Genomic DNA, 19,098 nt, shown 5'->3' on the forward strand with positions numbered 1-19,098 from the left:
AGACCGGTCTTGGCTAAAGCTTGGAATACCTCGTTGGTGGCTCATGTGGACTGCGAGGGCGGCGGGCAGGTCTGGGTGGAAGGGAACACGATGTTCGTGTCCCATATGCGGCCGCCCTATGGCACCTCCATCTATGACGTGGCGGATCCCCGGCGGCCTCGGCTGCTGGCCTCGCTCGAGGTGCCGATGGGATGGCATTCGCACAAGGTGCGCGCGAAGGACGGCCTGATGATCGTCAACTACGAAAAGTTCCGTGTTGGCGCGGACGACTTCGGCGGCGGACTGGGCATCTACGATGTGAGCCGTCCGGACCGGCCCCGCCTCATCAAGCACTGGAAGACGGGGACGGAGGGCGGAGGCGTGCATCGCTACGACTTCGATGGCCGCTATGCCTACATTTCGCCCACGGCCCCCGGCTTCGTCGGCAACATCGTGAAGATCCTGGACCTGCAGGAACCGTCGCGTCCCGAAGAAGTGGGAAGCTGGTGGATTCCAGGCCAGAACATGCAGGCCGGCGAACACTATCCGTGGGACAACTATGTTCCGCCTCGCTGCCATCACCCGCTACGCATGGGAAATCGGCTGTACGTGTCCTACTGGCACCACGGCATGTTCATCCTGGACATCGAGGACCTGTCTCGCCCCAAGCTGGTATCGCAATTCAACACGGGGCCGGCGCATCCCCATCCGACACACACGGCCCTGCCGATACCCATGCTGCTGAAAGGCCGGCAGATCCTGGTCGTCGCCGATGAAGACGTCGCCAAGCTGCGTCCTTCCCCACCGGCCTTTACCTGGCTGTTCGACATCACCGATGAACGCCAGCCCATTCCCGTCTCGACGTTCCAGGTCGATGGCGTCGACCCGGACGGCACTCCCAAAGAGCCTATGTCGGGCTGTCACCAGCCCGCAGAGCGCTTCACGGGCAGCGTCCTGCCCTTTGCCTGGTTCGCGCGCGGCTTGCGCCTGGTCGACATCAGCGACCCTTTCAGGCCCAGAGAAGTCGGCTACTACGAGCCCGAAACGCCGGCCGGGTTCGAGCGGGTCTCATCGAACGACGTCACGACCGACTCGCGCGGCCTGCTCTATCTGCTGGACAGGCAGCGCGGGCTGGACATCATCGAAAGCTCTGTCTACGGAAACTGAAATGGCATATCTACAACAAGCCTTCGGCAAGAAGAATCCCAACCTTCCCTTCCACCCGGCCGTGCGTGCGGGCGACTTCGTCTTCGTGTCCGGGCAGGTCGCCAAGGACGAGAACGGCGTCATGCAGGAAGGGACCATCGAACAGCTGACACGCAGCACTATCGAAGCCATGCGCCGCGCCTTGCAAAGCGCGGGCTGCGACCTGGCGGACGTCGTCAAGGTCACGACTTACCTGGAAGATGCGCGCGACTTCGGCCGCTACAACGGCGTCTTCAAGGAGTACTTCCCGGACGGCATGCTGGCACGCACCACGGTGGAGGCGCGCGCCGTCATCGACACCAAGATCGAGATCGAATGCATGGCCTACAAGCCGCTTTGACCACAAACACACGACAAACACACTCAAGGGAGTTGCATCATGTTGGAAGTTCTTGGCCGCGCCACGTCCGGCAATGTTCAGAAAGTGCTGTTCCTGCTCGAGGAGCTGAAGGTCCCTTACCTGCGCAAGGACTACGGCAAGACGTTCGAAGGGACGACGCTCACCGGGGAATACAAGGCCATCAACCCCACCCAGAAGGTGCCGACGCTGCGCGACGGCGACCTCCATATCTGGGAATCGCACACGATCCTGCGTTACATCGCCAACACGCACGAAGCCGAAACCCTGTATCCCGCCAATCCGGCGGCCCGCAGCCAGGTCGAGCGCTGGATGGACTGGACTTTGGCATCGCTGAACGTCGCATACCTGGCGGGTTTCAAGGAAGCCAAGCTGCCTCCCGAAGAGCTGACCGAGGCTGCGACGAAACTGCTGGGCGCGGAGCTATCCCTGCTCGATGGCCACCTCGCAGGCAAGACCTGGGTGGCGGGCGACAAGATTTCCCTGGCCGATATCTGCCTGGCTCCGCTGGTCCGGCGCTGCCTGAAGTTCCCGCACGCCAAACCCGAGTTGCCCAATCTGAAGGCATGGATGAAACGGGTCGAGGACAGGCCGGCCTTTGCCACGGCCGTCGCGGCCGGTTGAGGTCGGCCATGGAGACCGGCATGCACAAACCGCCAGACGACTCCCAGATCCGCGCGCGCGGACTGACTGTCGACTTCGACACCCGCGCCGGACGCGTGCGGGTGCTCAACGACATTGACGTGGACATCGCGAAGGGATCCTTCACCTCCATCATCGGCCCGTCCGGCTGCGGCAAGAGCACCCTGTTGAAAGTCTTTGCCGGATTGGTGCCGCCCACCGGCGGCGACGTCCGCGTGGCCGGCGTGCCCCCCACGGAAGCTGTGCGCCAGCGCCGCGTGGGCATGGTCTTCCAGGAAGCCGCGCTCATGCCCTGGCGCACGGCGCTCGAGAATGTCTGCTCGCTGATGCACCTGGTGCATGCCCGGCCCAGGCAGGAAATTCTCCAGCGCGGCCGCGAAATGCTGCGGCTGGTCGGGCTGGAGTATGCGGCCGACCGCTATCCCAAGCAGCTGTCCGGCGGCATGCGCCAACGGGTTTCCATCGCGCGTGCCTTGGCCCTGGATCCCGAGGTACTGATGATGGACGAGCCGTTCGGCGCGCTGGACGCCATCACTCGCGAAACCATGAGCGACTTCTTGCTGGACATCTGGGAGCGCACCGGCAAGACCATTGTCTTCGTCACCCATTCCATCGACGAAGCCGTTTACCTCTCGGACCGGGTCTATGTCATGGCCACCAACCCCGCTCGCATCGTCGACTGCCTGCCGGTCGCGCTGCCGGGCCCGCGCAGCGAGGCCACGTTCGCCAAGCCCGAGTTTCACGAGAAGTCGTATCAGCTTCGCCAACTGCTCAAGACCGGCCACGCCCAGGGGAGCACATCATGACGGCGGGTAGCACCATGAAAGCCAAAGCGCAGTCGCAAGTCCCTGTCGTTCCCCGGTTGCCGGGAAAGATCCGTCACGCGCTCGGTTCGGCCACGCCCAGCATCGTGCTCGTGCTGATCATCCTGGCCGCCTGGGAGGCCTGTGTCCGCATTCTGCAAGTGCCCGCGTTTGTCGTACCCGCGCCGACGGACATCGCGGCCGTTCTGGCGGAACGGCAGGCGGAACTCTTCCAGGCCTCGCTCGTCACGGGCGCAGAGATCCTGTACGGCTTCCTGTATTCGTGCGTCGTGGGCATCGCGATTGCGCTCCTGGTCGACCGCTATGCCTGGTTCGGCCGCGCGAGCTATCCGCTGATCGTGCTGTTCCAGAACGTGCCGAAGATCGCCCTGGCGCCGCTGCTGATTCTCTGGTTCGGGTACGACCTGCTCCCGAAGATCGCCCTGATCGTGATCATGGCCTTCTTCCCGGTCACGCTCAACATGTTGGTCGGCCTGCGGTCGGCGGATGCCAACCTGGTCGCGCTGCTCAGGTCCATCGGCGCGACGCCCAACCAGATACTGCGCCAGGTGAAGATCCCCGCTTCGCTACCCGCTCTGATGGCGGGGATGAAGGTGGCCATCACGCTGAGCGTCATCGGGGCGATCGTAGGGGAATTCGTAGGCGCTTCGGCCGGACTGGGCTACATGATCCAGTTCGCATCCAGCCAGATGGAAACAGCGTTGGTATTCGCCGCCCTGGTCCAGATTTCGGTGCTCGGCGTCTTTTTCTACTACGTCATCGAATTGATCGAACACAGGTTTTTGGGTTGGGCCACTCACTAAATCGAATCAACAAGGGGAAAAACATGAGATCGAGTTGGAGATTCAGCGCGCTCTTCGGAGTGCTGGCACTGTTCAGCGGCGCCGTCCACGCCAAGGACGCAGTCACCGTGCAACTGGACTGGGTCGTGCGCGGCAATCATGCGCCCTTCTTCGTCGCCAAGGAGAAAGGCTATTTCGCAGACCAGGGCATCGATGTGACGGCGATCCGCAAGGGAACCGGCTCCACCGACGCGCTGCGGCTGGTGGCCAACGGGAACGCCGACTTCGGCTTCTCCGACCTGCCTACCCTGATGGTCGGGAGATCGCAGGGCGTGGCCAACTCGGCGCTGCTGGCGGTCAACCAGAAGACGCCGCTGGCAATCATATCGCTGAAGAAAAACTTCGACCTGCAGAACGCCAAGCAACTGAAGGACGCCAACATTGGCGTGCATCCCAGCGGTTCGACCTACATCTTCCTGAAGGCCGCGCTGGCCAAGAACGGCCTGGCGCTCGCCGACATCAAGCAGTCGACGGTGTCGCCGCCCTACGAAAACCTGTTGCTGCTGAACCGCGTGAACGTGGTACCGGGCTATATCGACGCCGAGGTTCCCGAACTGGAACACAAGGCAGGAGGGCCGGGCTCCCTGTCCATCCTGCACGGCGAGGATCTGGGCATCCAGAGCTACGGCTCGGGCGTCTTCACGTCGGACAAGAATATTGCTCAGCGTCCGGATCTCGTGCAGAGGTTCGTGACGGCCTACGCCAAGGCCTTTGCCGACGTGATCCAGAACCCGGAGGCGGCCGCCGACACGCTGATCAAGAACAACCCCGAGTACAAGGGCAAGAAAGACATGCTGGTGGCACAGTTGCGTGCAGATCTGGACTTTACGTTCTTCAGCGACCACACCCGGACGCACGGCATCGGCTGGATCGATCCGGCCCTGTGGCGCTCATCCGCGACGCTCTTCAAGGAGCAAGGCGCGCTGTCGCCTTCCTTCGACGACACCCAGGGCTTCGACACGCGCTTCCTTGAAAAAGCGCAAGCTCTGAAGCAGTGAGGCGACAACATGGCAGGAAAAACTCATAAGACCGCCTCGGGCGATGTCCAGCTGCCCGCCAACAACGGCGTCTACTATGGCGGCGGCTGGCACGCCCCCCTCAGCGAACGCTGGATCGACATCGCGGCGCCCGGAACGGGCGAACGGCTGATGGCCGTGGCTGATGCTGGCGCCGAAGACGTGGCGCGCGCGGCCGGCGCGGCGCGCGCCGGAGCCCTTGCATGGCGCCGTACGGCCCCGCTGGCCCGGGCCGCCATCTTGCGCAAGATGGCCCAGCGCTTGCGGGACAACGCAAGGGAGCTGGCGCTCCTGGATGCGTTGGACTGCGGCAATCCGGTATCCGAGATGGGTTCCGATGTCATGGTTGCCGCGGCGCTGCTGGATTTCTTCGCAGGCCTCGTGACGGAACTCAAGGGCGACACCATCCCGATGGGACACGACGCGCTGGACTACACCGAGCGGGAGCCCGTCGGCGTCGTGGCGCGCATCGTTGCGTACAACCATCCGCTGCTGTTCGCCATGGGCAAGCTGGCCGCCCCGCTGGCTGCGGGAAATGCAGTGATCATCAAGCCGCCGGTGCAGGCGCCCTTGTCTGCCTTGCGTTGTGCGGAACTGATCGGAGATCTCTTGCCTCCGGGCGTCTTTTCGCTGATCCCGGGCGGCGCCGACGCCGGGGCCGCGCTGGCCGCCAGCCCCGACGTCGACATGATCGGCCTGGTGGGCAGCATTCCCACCGGGCGCAGGGTGATGCAGGCCGCGGCGTCGCGGCTCAAGCCCGTGGCGCTGGAACTGGGCGGCAAGAACCCGTTTATCGCCTGCCCGGACGTCGACCCCGCGCTGGCGGCGCGCGCGATCGTCGATGGCATGAACTTCACGTGGTGCGGGCAATCTTGCGGGTCCACCAGCCGGGCCTTCGTGCACCGTTCCATCTATGACGAAGTCTGCGCCAAAGTGGCGCTGGCTTGCGCCGCGTTCGTGCCGGGAGACCCGACCGACCCCGCCACCACCATGGGCGCAATGATCAGCCGCGAACACCGCGACCGCGTCAAGCAGGCGATCGACGCCGCCGTGGCGCAAGGCGCCCGCCTGATCGCGGGCGGCGGCATTCCGCGCGCCGGCGTCCCCGCAGGCGGCTTCTATCTGGAACCGACCGTCTTTGCGGACGTGGCCGCCACCTCGCCATTGGCCACCGAGGAGTTCTTCGGTCCCGTGCTGGCGCTCATTCCGTGGGACGACGAGCAAGAGATGCTGGCAGCGGTGCACAGCCTGGACGTCGGCCTGACCGCCGCTATCTGGACGGCGGACCTTGCGCGCGCCCACAGGCTCGCCCGCGAAATCGATGCGGGATTCATCTGGATCAACGAAGTCGGCAAGCACTTTCTTGGCGCACCGTATGGCGGGGTCAAGCAATCAGGCATCGGCCGCGATGAGTGCATCGGCGAGATGATCTCGTTTACCCGGGAAAAGAATGTCCACATCAACTTCAGGCCAGTGAGCCCGACATGAAGGCGGAATACGACTACATCATCGTTGGCGCAGGCTCCGCAGGCTGCGTGCTGGCCAATCGTTTGAGCAAGGACCCGGCAGTCTCGGTGCTGGTCATCGAAGCGGGCCCCTGGGACCGAGACCCGCTCATCCACATCCCGCTGGGATGGGGCAAGATCCTGCAGCAACGCCTGCATGACTGGGGTTACGACGCCGAGCCTGCCCCGCACGCCGATGGCCGGGCTATCGAATGCGCGCGCGGCAAGGTTGTAGGCGGAAGTTCGTCGACCAATGCGATGGCGTTCGTGCGCGGCCATCCCAAGGATTACGCGCGCTGGGCGCGGCATTACGATCTGCCCGAGTGGCGCTTCGAGGAAGTCCTGCCCTACTTCCGCCGCCTGGAGGACTGGGAGGACGGACACACCGGCGACCGTGGCGCGGGCGGCCCCTTGCGGGTGCAGCGCTGCCGCTACCAGGACCCGCTGCTCGACGCCTTCTCCACGGCCGCCCGCCAGGCCGGGCACCCCTGGCTCGACGACTACAACGCCTCGCCGGCAGGCGGCTTCTCGCGCCTGCAGATGTCGATCCGGCGCGGACGCCGATGCAGCGCCGCGACGGCCTACTTGCGCCCCGCGCTGCGGCGTCCCAACCTGACCGTGGTCACGTTGGCGCATGTTCTTGGCCTGGACTTCGACGGCAGCCGCGCAGTCGGCTTGCGTTTTACCAGACAGGGCCGCACCACGGCCGTCAGTGCTCGCCATGAGGTGATTCTTGCCGCAGGCGCCATCAACACGCCCGCGATCCTGATGCATTCAGGGATCGGCCCCGCTCAGACATTGCGCGATGCCGGCATACGCATCAGGCAGGAACGCGCCGGGGTAGGTGAAAACCTGCAGGACCATATCTCCGTCATCGTTACTGCACGCCGCCGCGAGCCGGGTCCATTTGTGCACGGCATGCGCCTGGACCGCATCGGCATCTCCATGGCGCGCGCCTATCTGGGCGGCGAGGGCTTTGCCGGCGACGTTCCAGGCGGCATAGTGGGATTTGTGCAGCCAGACGGCGGGGATACGCCGGACCTGCAGTTTCTCCTGACTGCCGCGCCGTTCAACGCTCATCCCTGGTTCAATCCGGTGCGCAAGCCTTTCGCCGACGGCTTTGCCGTCCGAACGGTGTTGCTGCACCCCCATAGCCGCGGCAAGATCACCGTCGCCAGTGCGGACCCGTTGGCGCCACCCCGGATCAACCAGAACTTTCTGGCGAGCGACGCAGACCGGGTCAGGGTACGCGAGTCGGTGCGTATCGCGCGGACCTTGCTGGACCAGCCCGCGCTTGGCGATTACGTCGCCACCGAGCTTGCGCCGGGCGGCGGCGTAATCGATGACGCCGCTATCGACGCATTCGTCCGAAAGACTGCCATCACGGTTCACCACCCCGGCGGCACGTGCAGAATGGGAGCCGAAAGCGACCCGATGGCAGTCGTCGACAGCCGTATGCGCTGCATCGGCGTTCCAGGCCTGCGCATCGTCGACGCCTCGGTCATGCCGGACCTGACCTCGGGCAACATCAACGCGCCCGTACTCATGCTGGCGGAGCGCGCCTCGGACTGGATACTGGAGGAGGCGCGCTGATGCGGCTTTCATTGCAACGTCATCGCTGTGTCAGCCTGCTGCCGCTGGCGCATACCGCCCACCAGCGGCTGGACGATTTCTTTTCCGTCGAGTACTGCAGCCGCGCCGATGAGCTTCCCGCCGACACGGCCGCGCTGATCGTCGGCGGTGCAAGCCTCTCATCGCTGCAAACAGGGCTGCCGGAGCGGATTCAGTCCGTGACCGTGGTGGGCAGCGATGCAGTGCCACCGCAGTTCGTGGAACAGATGAAGGCCAAGCGCGTACTGGTAACCTGGCCACGGGTCGCCGGCGCCGAAGACGAGCAAGAAGCGATGGAGATCTGTCACGACGTGATGGCGGCCTTTGGATTCGGCCGCATGGGGTCGCGGCCGCGCAACGTAGTCAACGATGTTTTGCTTTGCGATTGCTGTTGACTGCGTATTCCCGTGAAAGACCTGGCGCCGGCAGAAGGAGGTTCTGCCGGCGCCATCATCCACCTTAGAAAGTCATCCTGAAACCCGCGGTCGCGGTGACGACATGGCTGCCGGAGAAATCCGAGTCCGCGTCGATCTGGCCGTAGATCGCATAGCGTTCCCCCCAGCCGTAATTCACACCCGCCCCCACGCTGCCCCAGGTTCGAGCCATGCGACTGGCGACCTGCGTGTCGGCCACGCGTACACGCGTTCCGTCCAGGAATTCATGTTTCACGTTGACGACGCCATAGACGCTGGACTCGCGCTTTACACCGGCCGTTTGCCAATTGCTCTTGTAATCCAGCGCAATGCCAAGGCGGCCCAGCAGGCTGTCGCCCTTGTCGCTTTCGACGCGCGCGCCGAATCTGTCGTTGAAGCGGTCGAAGCGGGTCGATACGTATGTCAGCTGCGCCTGCGGAATCAGGGCGAACCCCTCGCTCAAACCGAACGCCTTGCCTGCCTCGATACCCAGCCCATAGCTCTGGGCCTTCTGGCCGCCTTTCAGTTTTCCTGCCAGCCGTGAATTGAGGTCGCTGTCGAACCAGGTCGCCTGAGCCTGGGCATCGATATAGACACCATTCTTGCCATACCAGGTCAAAGTTGGCGTCAGGCCATAGGCAGTGGTGTCGATGGTGCCGTCGCCATACACCGACGACACACGCGTGTCGGCCTTGCCGTAGTAAAAGGCCAGGCCGCCCACCAGACGGGAGCCCTCTTCCTGGCCCGCCAGGATACGGTCAACGCCGAATTGCGCTTTCCAGCTATCGATGTCCTGGCGCGCGCCCGTAGTCGACGCCGCGGGATCGAGCCGGCCCGTCGAGCCCTCCACACGGCTCCATACGCCGTTGCGGCCGGCGTCCGCCGAATCATAGAGGCGATTGCCGACCCGCTGGCGCAGGGTAGGCAGCTGGCTCAGGTGTAGCAGCGTATTGGCATAGGCCTCATAGACCGGCACGCCGGGCTGATAGAGCAAGGGCGGCTCGGCGCCCGGCGTACCGCCGCCGGGCGAGGGTGTGCCAGGATCGGTCGGCGTAGTGCCCGGGTCCGTCGGGGTAGTGCCTGGATCCGTCGGGGTAGTGCCGGGATCCGTCGGGGTAGTGCCGGGATCCGTGGGAGTGGTGCCGGGATTGGTCAGGGACGACCGCAAGTACCAGCCGCCGTCGGCCGAATCCTGTTGCAGCACATAGCCATAGGCGCCGGCCACCAAGGCCGGACGCCCCCCGATGACGTAATCGCCATTGGCCAGATCGAATCTTCCCGCCGACAGGCCATGGACCTGTACCACCTGGATGCCCCGTTGGGTCTGCGCGCCGGCGCCTCCCATGTTCTTCACCGTGACCGGTGTCGTGCCAGCGCTGTCGCCCGTGATCACCAGCTTGTCCGTCGGCGAATCATCGGCGCCAAGCTGCGTGCGAATTTCCAGATTGCCGCCCTGCGCCGCATAGTCGCCCGCGATCGTGAGGGTGCCGAAGCCACTGCGCGGACCCGGTGCGATCGTGCCGCGGTTGACTGTCGCGCCCACGCGTCCCGTGCCGGTCAATCGCGCGCCCGAAAGCACATCCACCGGGCCGCCGAAGGTGCCATCCATCTGCAGCGTTCCGGCCTGAATCTCGGTGTTTCCCGTGAACGCCGCGCTGTTGCCGGACAAGGTCAGCGTGCCCGCGCCCTGCTTGTTGAAGCTTGACGTCCCCGAGAACGCGGTAGACACGCCCACATCATGACCGTTCGTGTCGAACCAGGCGCCACCGCTGCCCACGGCCTGCGTGGCGAAACCGTTCAGGAAATTATCCTCGTCACGATTGGCCCGCAGGATGCCGCCGTCCAGGTTGAAGGTGGCGTTGCCCGCGCCCTTGATGACGGAGCCGGTCTCCAACACGCCGCGGCCGCTGGCATCGCCGGTCAGGTTGAGCGTGCCGGTGGAAGTGCCGGCAGGGGCAAGCCACGTGTTGCGGGCGGCGACCGCAACCCCGCCCTTGGCGATGGTCAGCGTGCCCGTGCCTTCCGAACCTATTTCGATGCGGTCGCTGGCGGTGAGCGTGGAGATATCGGCCGTCGCGCTCGATACGGTCACCGTGCCGACGCTGCCCGCACTCTTGCCGATGTAAACCGCTGCCGCGGCGCCTGGCCCGCCCGAGCCGACGGTGCTGACGCTGGCGCCATCCAGGACGCGCAAGTCGCCAGTTCCTTCGAAACCCACGTATATATTGTTCAGCGGGTCCCAGACCGCCTTCGGGCCCGATACCGTAACGCTCCCTTCGCCGCCGACGTTCCAGCCGATGATCGCCTGACCGCTGTGCACGACGCCGTTGTCGATCTGCAGCGTGCCCTTGCCGCCCGTGCCGATCTCGAACGCGCCGATGGTGTTGAGATTCCAGGTGGACCCCGCCCCGGAAACAAGAACGTTCCCGACGCTGCCATTGTCGACGCCGATTCTGGCCGAGTCGCTATGCGCCACGCCGCCGTCCAGGATACTCAGCGTGCCGATGCTGCCGGCCTCGCCCCCGATCAGCACCGGGCTGGCGCTGGTCCAGGAGGACGCCGTGCCATTGCCGTCGCGGCCCTTCACCGTCACGGCGCCTGGAGCGCCATTGAAAATTCCAACGTTGGCCCAGTCATTTTCTACGGAACCGCCCGCATCGATGACCAACTCCCCGGCCAGGGTATCTCCGACCGTCAGATCGCCCCCGACATTCCAATGCGGCGTCTGGACGGGCCCCGGCAAGACCTGGCCAGTGACGGAGACCGATTGGGCATTTGCGGGACTGGCGAAGTTCGCCGCGTAGACAACGAGGGCAGCCGACTTCAGCCATCCCGTGCGCGAGCAATTCCTGGCGACCATGAACAATCCTTTCTGAGTAGACGAGATCTCCTGTCGGTACGGCATGCAACCTGGCTTTCTTAATAGGTATTTTCACCAAAAGCGCGGGATTGCATACGCGGGCTGGAGCTCGCCCTCAGAACGCCCAGCGCACACGCACCTGCGCCGATTGGTCGCGGTTGCCTCCTCCGAATTCGCCGTTGTAGCCCAGCGCCAGGGCGGCGCGATTGCTCAGGTCCACCTCGGCGTCCAGGCCGACTACCGCCGCGTTGCGCGCCAGCGGCACGCCAGCCACAGTGAAGTCCTGCCCGCCTTCGAAAGCCATGGTGGACTGGGTGGCCAAGTCGCCAAACGCATGACGCCAGCCCAGCGTGGCGCGCAGACGCCCGTCCCTGCCGCCTGCCGCGAAGTCGCTATGGGCGCGCACGCCCAGCGTCGTGCTGGCCAGGTCGTCGCTGCTATTGTTGCCGCGCAGGGCCGCAAAGCCGCCGCTTTCCTGGAAACCGCGCGTACGTTGCTGGCCCAGGCTGACGCCGGCGAAGGGCTCGATGCCTGCCTTGTCGTCCTGGCCCATGGCGTAACCCACTTCGGCAAACACCTGCGTGGTGCTGGCGTGATAGTCGGCCTTGAGGGTCTGGCTCAAGGACGTCACCTGGCGTTGCGACGCGATGTCGTGCCAGGTGTAAGCCAGGCCGCCCATGACGTTCAGGCGGCCCGCCCCCAGGCCAAAGGATTTGCCGCCATAGATGGCGGCGCTGTAGCTGTCCACCGTGGCCTTGGAGCTGCGGTCGGACACCTGGCCATCGGCGCGCGTGTAGCCCAACGATCCGCCCAACCGCCAGCCGCTGGCAGCCACTTCGGCGTCGCCCCCCAAGAACAGGCCGCCGGTGTTTTGTTTCCAGCTGGCGGCATTGCCGTCGCCCGCATAGTTTTGCCAGTGTCCGACGACCTCGGCCCACATGGGCAAGGCGTTGGACGCTGGCCAGGCGGATGCCGCAATCGTGCCGCCGGACTGTGCGGTCGGCGCGCCAGGACGCAGCGTGGCAGTGAGATTGCCGTGCAGGTGATTGAGCGCACTGGCGCCGAACATGGCGGCGCCGGCGCGCATGCTGCCTTTGGCCGTGGCGTGGCTTTCGCCGGACAGGCTGTCGAACACGGCCTGGGGCGTTCCCGCAGGCAGCGTTTCAACGTAGCGGTACAGGGCGCTTGCAGGCGCCAGGCTCTCCACCCCGTTGGCCACGGCGGCCTGATTGCGGGTCTCGGCCAGATCGGCAAAGGTCATGCTGCCCGAGCTGCCGTTGGATTTGCGCCGCAACTGCAGCGTCACGTCGGTGCTGGTGTAGTTCAGCGTCGGGGCCAGGTAGGCGTAGTCCGAAGCCACGGTATCGAATCGGCCGATCAGGCTGTTCGCCGACAGGATGGAGTAGGTTTTGGCGACCTCGAAACTGCCCGGCGCACCCATATGAACCACGCCTCCGGCCAGCGTAGCCGTGCCTGCCACCTGGGTCAGCGTGCTGGCGCTGCTGTCGGGGTCGGCCCGCACCTCGTAGGTAGAGCCCGCCTGCAATTCCAGATCGCCCTGTACGCGCAACGTCCCATAGGGCGTTGCCGCATCGGGGCTCAAGCCCGCTGCCAAGGCTCCGCCGCTCTGGATGATGGTCTTCGCGCCAGAGGATCCTACCGAGCCCGTGCCCGCCAGCTTGCCGCCGCCGGCTACGGTGAGCGCGCCGCCCAGGTTGCCGTCCACGACCAGATAGCTCTGCTGCACAGTCGTGCTGCCGGCAAAGCCGCTGCTGTCGCCTGTCAACGTCAGCGTGCCCGCGCCGGTCTTGGTCAGGCTGCCGTTGCCAAGCAGGGTTTGGCCCATGCTGGCATCCAGCGTCTGGCGCAGCTCCAGGGCGGCATTGTTGGTGATGACGCCGCTGCCCAGGTTGGCCGCCGATGCCACCAGGCGGCCGGCGCTGATGAACGTGGCGCCCGTGGAGGTGTTGGCGCCCGTCAGGGTCAGAGCGCCTGCGCCCGTCTTGCTCAGGCTGCCGCTGCCGGTGAAGGCTTGCGCCATGCTGGCATCCACGGCCTGGTTCAGTTCCAGCGCCGCGTTGTTGATGATGGCGCCGCTGCCCAGGTTGGCCGCCGATGCCACCAGGCGGCCGGCGTTGATGAGCGTGGCGCCGGTGTAGGTGTTGGCCCCCGTCAAAGTCAGCGTGCCGGCGCCGGTCTTGCTCAGGCTGCCGCCGCCGCTGATGGCCTGGGCCAGCGCGCCGTCCGCGGCCTGGTTCAGTTCCAGCGCCGCATTGTTGATGATGGCGCCGCTGCCCAGGCTGTGCGAAGACGCAATGAGGCGTCCTGCATTGATGAGGGTGACGCCGCTGGAGGTGTTGGCTCCGGTCAGGCTCAGTGTGCCCGCTCCGGTTTTGGTCAGGCTGCCGCCGCCGCTGATGGCTTGGCTCAGCGTGGCGTCCGCGGCCTGGTTCAACTCCAGCGCGGCGTTGTTGACGATAGCGCCGCTGCCCAGGCTGGCGGCGGAGGCGACCAGCCGGCCTGCGTTGATGGTGGTGCCGCCGGTCGACGCGTTCGCGCCCGTAAGAATCAACGTGGCATCGCCCGTCTTGATCAGGCTGCCGCTACCGCTGATGGTTTGGGCCAGGATGGCATCGCTGGCCTGGTTCAGCTCCAGCGCCGCATTGTTGATGATAGCGCCGCTGCCGATGCTGGTCACCGACGCCACCAGACGCCCGGCGTTGATGGTTGTGCCGCCGGTGGCGCTGTTCGGCCCAGTCAAGGTCAGCGTCGCGTTTCCTTGCTTGATGAGGTCGCCATTGCCGCTGATTGCGCCGCTCAGGAGCAGATCGTGGCTGCCGTCCACCGTCAACGCCTGATCGAGCTGTATGCGATTGCCCACCGTCATGCTGCTGGCGGTATCCAGATGGGCAGCGCCGGTGACGTGGAGCGCACCGCTCCCCATGGCCGTTTGTTGTCCCAGTTTCAAGGTGCCGGCATTGAGCACCGTGTTCCCCGCATACTGGTTGTTGCCGTTGAGTTCGAGCGTACCGCTGCCCAGTTTGACCAGTCCCCCTGAACCGGCAATATCGCCGTTCAGCGCAAGGTTGTTGCTTCCCGCCAGGGTCAGATCCGCATTCAGCGTGATAGCGTTGGACAGCGCGATAGCAGCGCTGCTATCCAACGCAGCCGCCTCTACGACTTGCAGGCTGCCGCCGCCCAGCGCGCCGCCATTGCCCAGCAACAGTTTGCCTCCCGCCAGGCGGGTGCCGCCGGTGTAGCTGTTGTTGCCATTGAGCGCCAAGGTGCCTGCGTCCAGCTTGGCCAGCGTGGCGTTGCCGCTCAGGTCGACATTCAGCGTGGCCGTCTTGCCAGCGTCTACGCGGATGGCGGCATAGCCGGCGGATCCGTCCACCAGTTCCAGCTTCCCGGCCGCTCCCGCCGTCAGCAGATAGCCGTCACTGGTGAACTGCATCCCGGTGGTGCGCTGGGTTCCTTCCACGGTAACCGTGCCGGGGCTGCCCGCGAACACCGCAAAGCTGTCATTCCATCCCGCATTGAACCCGCCGCTGGCGATGGTCCAGTTGGTGTTGCTGCTATTCCATACACCGCTGCCGCCCTCGACGTTACCGTTTCCGGCAGGCTCGCTGCCGTCCCAGAAGCGGACGTTGGACGTTCCCCCCACCACCAGATTGACCTGACTGGCAACGCTGGTCTGTACTTCCAGGTCGTTGGCGCGTACGCCTGAGGGCAGTGTCCCGAACGCCAGTCCGCGATCGGTCAGCGTGCCGACGTAGTCGAACAGGCGATACACGCCGATCCCGAAGCCACCGGTGTCGATGATGTTGAGCTTGCCATCCAAACTCAGGTTGCCAGCGACCTTGGCCAAGGCTGGCGCATTGGGCGAGGCGACGCCCAAGGCCGCGTCGATCTGGGAGTCGCCATTGAGCGCCAGCGCCCCCAGACGCAATGTCGCGCCGCTGACCAGCCCCAGGCGGCCGCCATCGGCAATGCTGACGGCTCCGGTCAGCGTGCCCGAGCCCGTCAGCGTGGCGCCGCTGGCCACGGCAACGCTGCCAGATCCCAGCGTGCCGTCCACGCGCAGCGTACCCGCATCCACCGTCGTGGCGCCGGCCAGGATGCTATTGCCGCTGAGCACCAAGGAGCCGTTGCCGGTCTTGGTCAGGCCGCCGTTGCCGTTCAGCGCGCCGCTGAAGCTGCCTGCCTGCACATTGAAGGATCCGGCCCGGAGGTCCACGCTGCCCGCGCCATTGAGTTGCCCCGCGCTGCCGCCCTGGTTCAGCTGCAGGGTGGCGCCGGACGCGACGTTGACCTGGCTTGGGCTGCCCAGGCCACTGGCGGCGCTGCCGATCAAGCGGCCGGCATCGATGTTGTAGACGCCGCCAAAGGTGTTCACGCCGCTCAGGGTCAGCGTGCTGGCCCCGGACTTGGTCAGGCCGCCGTTGCCGCTGAGCGTGCCCGTCAGCGCCAGGTCCTGGGTGCCGGCGAAGGTCAGCGAACCGCTGATGTCTACCGCGTTGGCCAGCGTCACGAAAGCGGTGCTGTCCAGCCTCGCAGTGCCAGCCACGTCCAGACGGCCGCTGCCCAGCGCCTTGTCATGGCCCAGAGCCAGGGTGCCGGCGTTGAGCGTGGTGACGCCGCTGCGGCTCAGGTTGCTGCCGCCAAGGATCAGCGTGCCGTTGCCGTTCTTGATCAGATCGCCGCCGCTCCTCATCTCGCCCGTCAGGGCCAGGCTATTGGCGCCATCCACGGTCAATGCCGCGCCCAGGTGCACCTCGTTGGCCACGGTGATGCTGTTGGCAGCCTGCAAGGTAGAGGCCGAATTCACGTTCAGAAGCGTGTTTCCCAGCGATGTGTCCTGCCCCAGGCGCAGGCCGCCGCCGTTCAGGGTAGTCTGGCCGTCCAGCGCATTGGCGCCTGTCAGGCTTAGCGTACTGTTGCCCTGCTTGACCAGGTCGCCGGTGCCAGACAACGTGCCAGAGAGGGTCAAGTCTCGATCGCCGACGAGGGCCACGGTCCCGCTGACCCACACATTGGTGCCGACATTCATGCCCGCCACGCCCGCCTCGATCGACGTGCCATTGATGGCGTTGAGGATCCCCGTACCGAGCGCCAACGGATTGCCGATGACCAGCCTCCCGCCGGTCAGATTGAGGTTGCCGAGCATGTTGTTGACGCCGTTGAGCGTCAGGGTGCCGCTGCCCGCTTTGATCAGGCCGCCGACACCACTGACGTTTCCGTTCAGGGTCAGGTTGGTTCCCGAACCCGTCTGCACCGTGGACACGCCATTGAGCACCTGGCTGTTGGCCAGTGCGACATCGATGATATCGGTCGCCAAGGTCGTGCCGCCCCCCAGCGCCACGCTGCCTGTGCCCAATGCCCGGTCGTGGCGCACGACCACGGTGCCGGCGCTGAGCGCAGTGCCTCCCGTCCAGCTGTTGTTTCCGCTCAAGATCAAGGAACCGGCGCCTGTCTTGGTGAGCTTGCCGGCGCCCTGGATTGGCGCGCCGATCAGCGCGCTGACGTCGGTATCTGTGATTACCTGCGCGATGCCGTTTGAGCCGTTTATAAGGTTCAGCGCACCGGACGCGTCAAGCTGGCCGACGATGTAGCCGTCGGTTTTGAACTGCATGGCGCGGACATCCTGGGCGCCGTTCACCATTACCAGGCCGTTCTGCCCCAGGAACACCGCGTTGGTGCCTTTCCAGATGCCGTTGTCATTGCCGGAAGACTTGGTCCAGTTGCTGTTGACGCTATTCCATATCCCGCTGCCGCCCTCCACGACGCCGTTGGCGACAGTATTGCCGCCATCCCAATACTGCGTGCCGAGGGTAGGCGAATTGATGACGAGGGTCAGCGTCTTGCCTGCGATGTCGAAGACCCGCCCCACATCGACGGTGCTCAGATCGCTGGGCGTACTGGCGGCAACGAGGTTGGTGCCGGTCAGGCTACCGGTGTAATTGAACAGACGGTAGTTGCCATTGGCCAGGTTGCCCGCGTCGATGATGTTGAAGGTGCTGCTGGTGATCGACAAGTTGCCCTGGATGTTGACCATCGGCGTAAGGCTCGGCGCGCCCAAGGCGAGATCGAGTGTGGCGCCGTTGCTCAGAGTCAAGGAACCCGTGGTCAGGGTATTGCCGCTGCTCAGGGCGAGGCGGCCGCCGCCGGCGACGGTCACGGCGCCGCTCAGGGCGCCGCTGCCGCCAAGCGTGCCGCCGCTGCGGACGTTGACCATGCCGCTGGCCAGGCTTGCGCCGGCAGCGAGGTCCAGGCGTCCGCCGTCTATCGTGGTGAAACCGCTGAAGGTGTTGATGCCGCCCAGGGTCAGCTTGCCGCTGCCCGTCTTGGTGAGGGTGGCGCCCGCAGAGCCGGAGATCGCGCCATTGAGGGTGATGGCGTTGGAACCCGTCACGGTCAGGCCATTGGTCCCCGCAGGCACGTTCAATGCCAGGGAGATGGGATTGTTCACGGTCAGCTGGCTGGCCGAGCTGCGCAGGGTCCCCCCCGCGGCCGTAATTACGCCGCTGCCAGCGAAACCGCCGTTGTCCACCACCAACTCGCCGCCCGTCAGGCTGGTGCTGGTGGCCGCGCCGCTCAACAGCGCGCCGTTGACGGCCCAGGTCCCGCCTTCGACTTGCAGGTTGCTGAAGTTGGTGTACACCGACGAGAAAATCGCACCGCTCCCGGCGGCGCTCGAATCAAACCCGTTGCGCAGGGTCAGCGTGTTGTTGCCATTGGCGCCGCCATCGACGATGCCGACCGGCGCGAATGCCAGGTTGACGCCCAGATTGTTGCCCAGGACGCCGCTGGAGCCGCTGCCCGAGACGCTGCTGCCGGTGACCGCGATGAACTGGTTGGTACTGCCCGCCCCCAGCGACACGCTGCCATATATCGTGCCGCTATTGGTGACGACATTGCCCTGGCCTGACGTTTCGAACGCAACCCGGCCATGGATGGTGGCGCGATTATTCAGGTGGACCCGGCCGCCGCCATAGACGGCGATCACCGGCCTGACATCGGCAGCCTCGATGGCGCCGCTTAGCGCCCTGGAGCCGATGGTGCCATTGTTGTCGATGGCGGTCAGCCCGCCGCCGGCATTTTTCACCTCGATCGCCATGCCGTCGAACGTGGACAGGCTCGGCGGCAAATTGCCTGACACGCCGTACATGGCGGCGCCGCTGCTGTTGGTGATGGTCAGGTTGGATGCGACGCCTCCCTCCATTTTCAGCGCCGTGGTGGACTGGTTGAAAGTGCCCCCGCCCGTCGGGTCGAAGACGCCGCTGTTGTTCACCGTAATCCCGCGGCCGAGCAGGTGCATCGAGGGCAGGCCGATGACGCTGGAACTGACCGTAGCACCGTTCTGAATATCAAAGAGGAGGTCGTTGCCGGTGACGAAGTAGTCCTGGACCGTGCCGCTACAGGTGAGCGTAGTGCCGTCCGCAGGCGCCACAGGCGTACAGGCGGCGTAGGCCGCGCTGTTGCCAAGCGCGGCGGCCAGCAGCGTGGTCGCGGCGGTCAGCGTGGGCAAGCCGGCCCGGCGCGCGCGCCGCGGGCGTTGGCGGCCTTTGCCCGGGCCTCCAGCGATTTCGCTGACAGCCTGCCACACGCCTACGGCTGCGTTGAACACCACGCGGTAAATTCGGTTCATGGCACCTCCCAGGGGTGCATGGCCCTGGTCTACGAGTGAGATTGCAAGGATTGGAAGGGCCGTTCCGCCCGTCGTGACGCCGCATTGGACGCGGCTGGAGCCAACGTCGCTTTTGTATGCAAATTTTTACAGATCCGCACAATAAGCGATAAGCGGTAACACTGCAACGCTGGATTCTTGCGTGGCCAACACCG

Annotated in this window: 11 protein-coding genes; 9 read left to right on the forward strand and 2 right to left on the reverse strand. The window is 65.4% G+C overall.

Annotated features, from left to right (window positions below):
* The first annotated feature begins 9 nt into the window (after nt 1–9).
* From HV766_RS25615 to HV766_RS25655, 9 genes are read left to right on the forward strand one after another with little or no spacing between them, the layout of a single operon-like run.
* Nucleotides 10–1,146: an LVIVD repeat-containing protein gene (locus HV766_RS25615; protein WP_175182068.1), complete on the forward strand. Its 1,137-nt coding sequence runs from the start codon at nt 10–12 to the stop codon at nt 1,144–1,146.
* Nucleotide 1,147: 1 nt separating this feature from the next.
* Entirely contained in the window at nt 1,148–1,525 is a 378-nt protein-coding gene (locus HV766_RS25620) for a RidA family protein (RefSeq protein WP_054451245.1), read from the forward strand.
* Nucleotides 1,526–1,564: 39 nt separating this feature from the next.
* Nucleotides 1,565–2,167 carry a glutathione S-transferase family protein gene (locus HV766_RS25625; protein WP_175182069.1) on the forward strand — a complete coding sequence of 201 codons (603 nt, stop codon included), beginning with the start codon at nt 1,565–1,567 and terminating at the stop codon, nt 2,165–2,167.
* A gap of 20 nt (nt 2,168–2,187) precedes the next feature.
* Entirely contained in the window at nt 2,188–2,991 is an 804-nt protein-coding gene (locus tag HV766_RS25630) for an ABC transporter ATP-binding protein (protein WP_225590541.1), read from the forward strand.
* A gap of 14 nt (nt 2,992–3,005) precedes the next feature.
* On the forward strand, nt 3,006–3,812 hold the full coding sequence (locus HV766_RS25635) for an ABC transporter permease (RefSeq protein WP_119449599.1): 807 nt from the start codon (nt 3,006–3,008) through the stop codon (nt 3,810–3,812).
* A gap of 23 nt (nt 3,813–3,835) precedes the next feature.
* Nucleotides 3,836–4,849 carry an ABC transporter substrate-binding protein gene (locus HV766_RS25640; protein ID WP_054451241.1) on the forward strand — a complete coding sequence of 338 codons (1,014 nt, stop codon included), beginning with the start codon at nt 3,836–3,838 and terminating at the stop codon, nt 4,847–4,849.
* Between the two features lie 9 nt (nt 4,850–4,858).
* Nucleotides 4,859–6,355: an aldehyde dehydrogenase family protein gene (locus tag HV766_RS25645; protein WP_054451240.1), complete on the forward strand. Its 1,497-nt coding sequence runs from the start codon at nt 4,859–4,861 to the stop codon at nt 6,353–6,355.
* On the forward strand, nt 6,352–7,965 hold the full coding sequence (locus HV766_RS25650; RefSeq protein WP_054451239.1) for a GMC family oxidoreductase: 1,614 nt from the start codon (nt 6,352–6,354) through the stop codon (nt 7,963–7,965). The genes HV766_RS25645 and HV766_RS25650 overlap by 4 nt, the downstream gene beginning before the upstream one ends.
* Nucleotides 7,965–8,378 carry a hypothetical protein gene (locus tag HV766_RS25655; RefSeq protein ID WP_175182070.1) on the forward strand — a complete coding sequence of 138 codons (414 nt, stop codon included), beginning with the start codon at nt 7,965–7,967 and terminating at the stop codon, nt 8,376–8,378. Before HV766_RS25650 ends, HV766_RS25655 begins: the two co-directional genes overlap by 1 nt.
* Nucleotides 8,379–8,442: 64 nt before the next feature.
* Here HV766_RS25655 and HV766_RS25660 read toward each other — a convergent pair whose 3' ends face one another.
* Both HV766_RS25660 and HV766_RS25665 read right to left on the reverse strand, forming a co-directional pair.
* On the reverse strand, nt 8,443–11,256 hold the full coding sequence (locus HV766_RS25660; protein WP_175182089.1) for an autotransporter family protein: 2,814 nt from the start codon (nt 11,254–11,256) through the stop codon (nt 8,443–8,445).
* A 115-nt stretch (nt 11,257–11,371) separates the two neighbouring features.
* Nucleotides 11,372–18,904: an autotransporter-associated beta strand repeat-containing protein gene (locus HV766_RS25665; RefSeq protein ID WP_175182071.1), complete on the reverse strand. Its 7,533-nt coding sequence runs from the start codon at nt 18,902–18,904 to the stop codon at nt 11,372–11,374.
* Nucleotides 18,905–19,098 lie beyond the last annotated feature (194 nt).

It is taken from the genome of Achromobacter aegrifaciens (assembly GCF_902859735.1).
GTDB classification, from domain to species: domain Bacteria; phylum Pseudomonadota; class Gammaproteobacteria; order Burkholderiales; family Burkholderiaceae_B; genus Achromobacter; species Achromobacter aegrifaciens.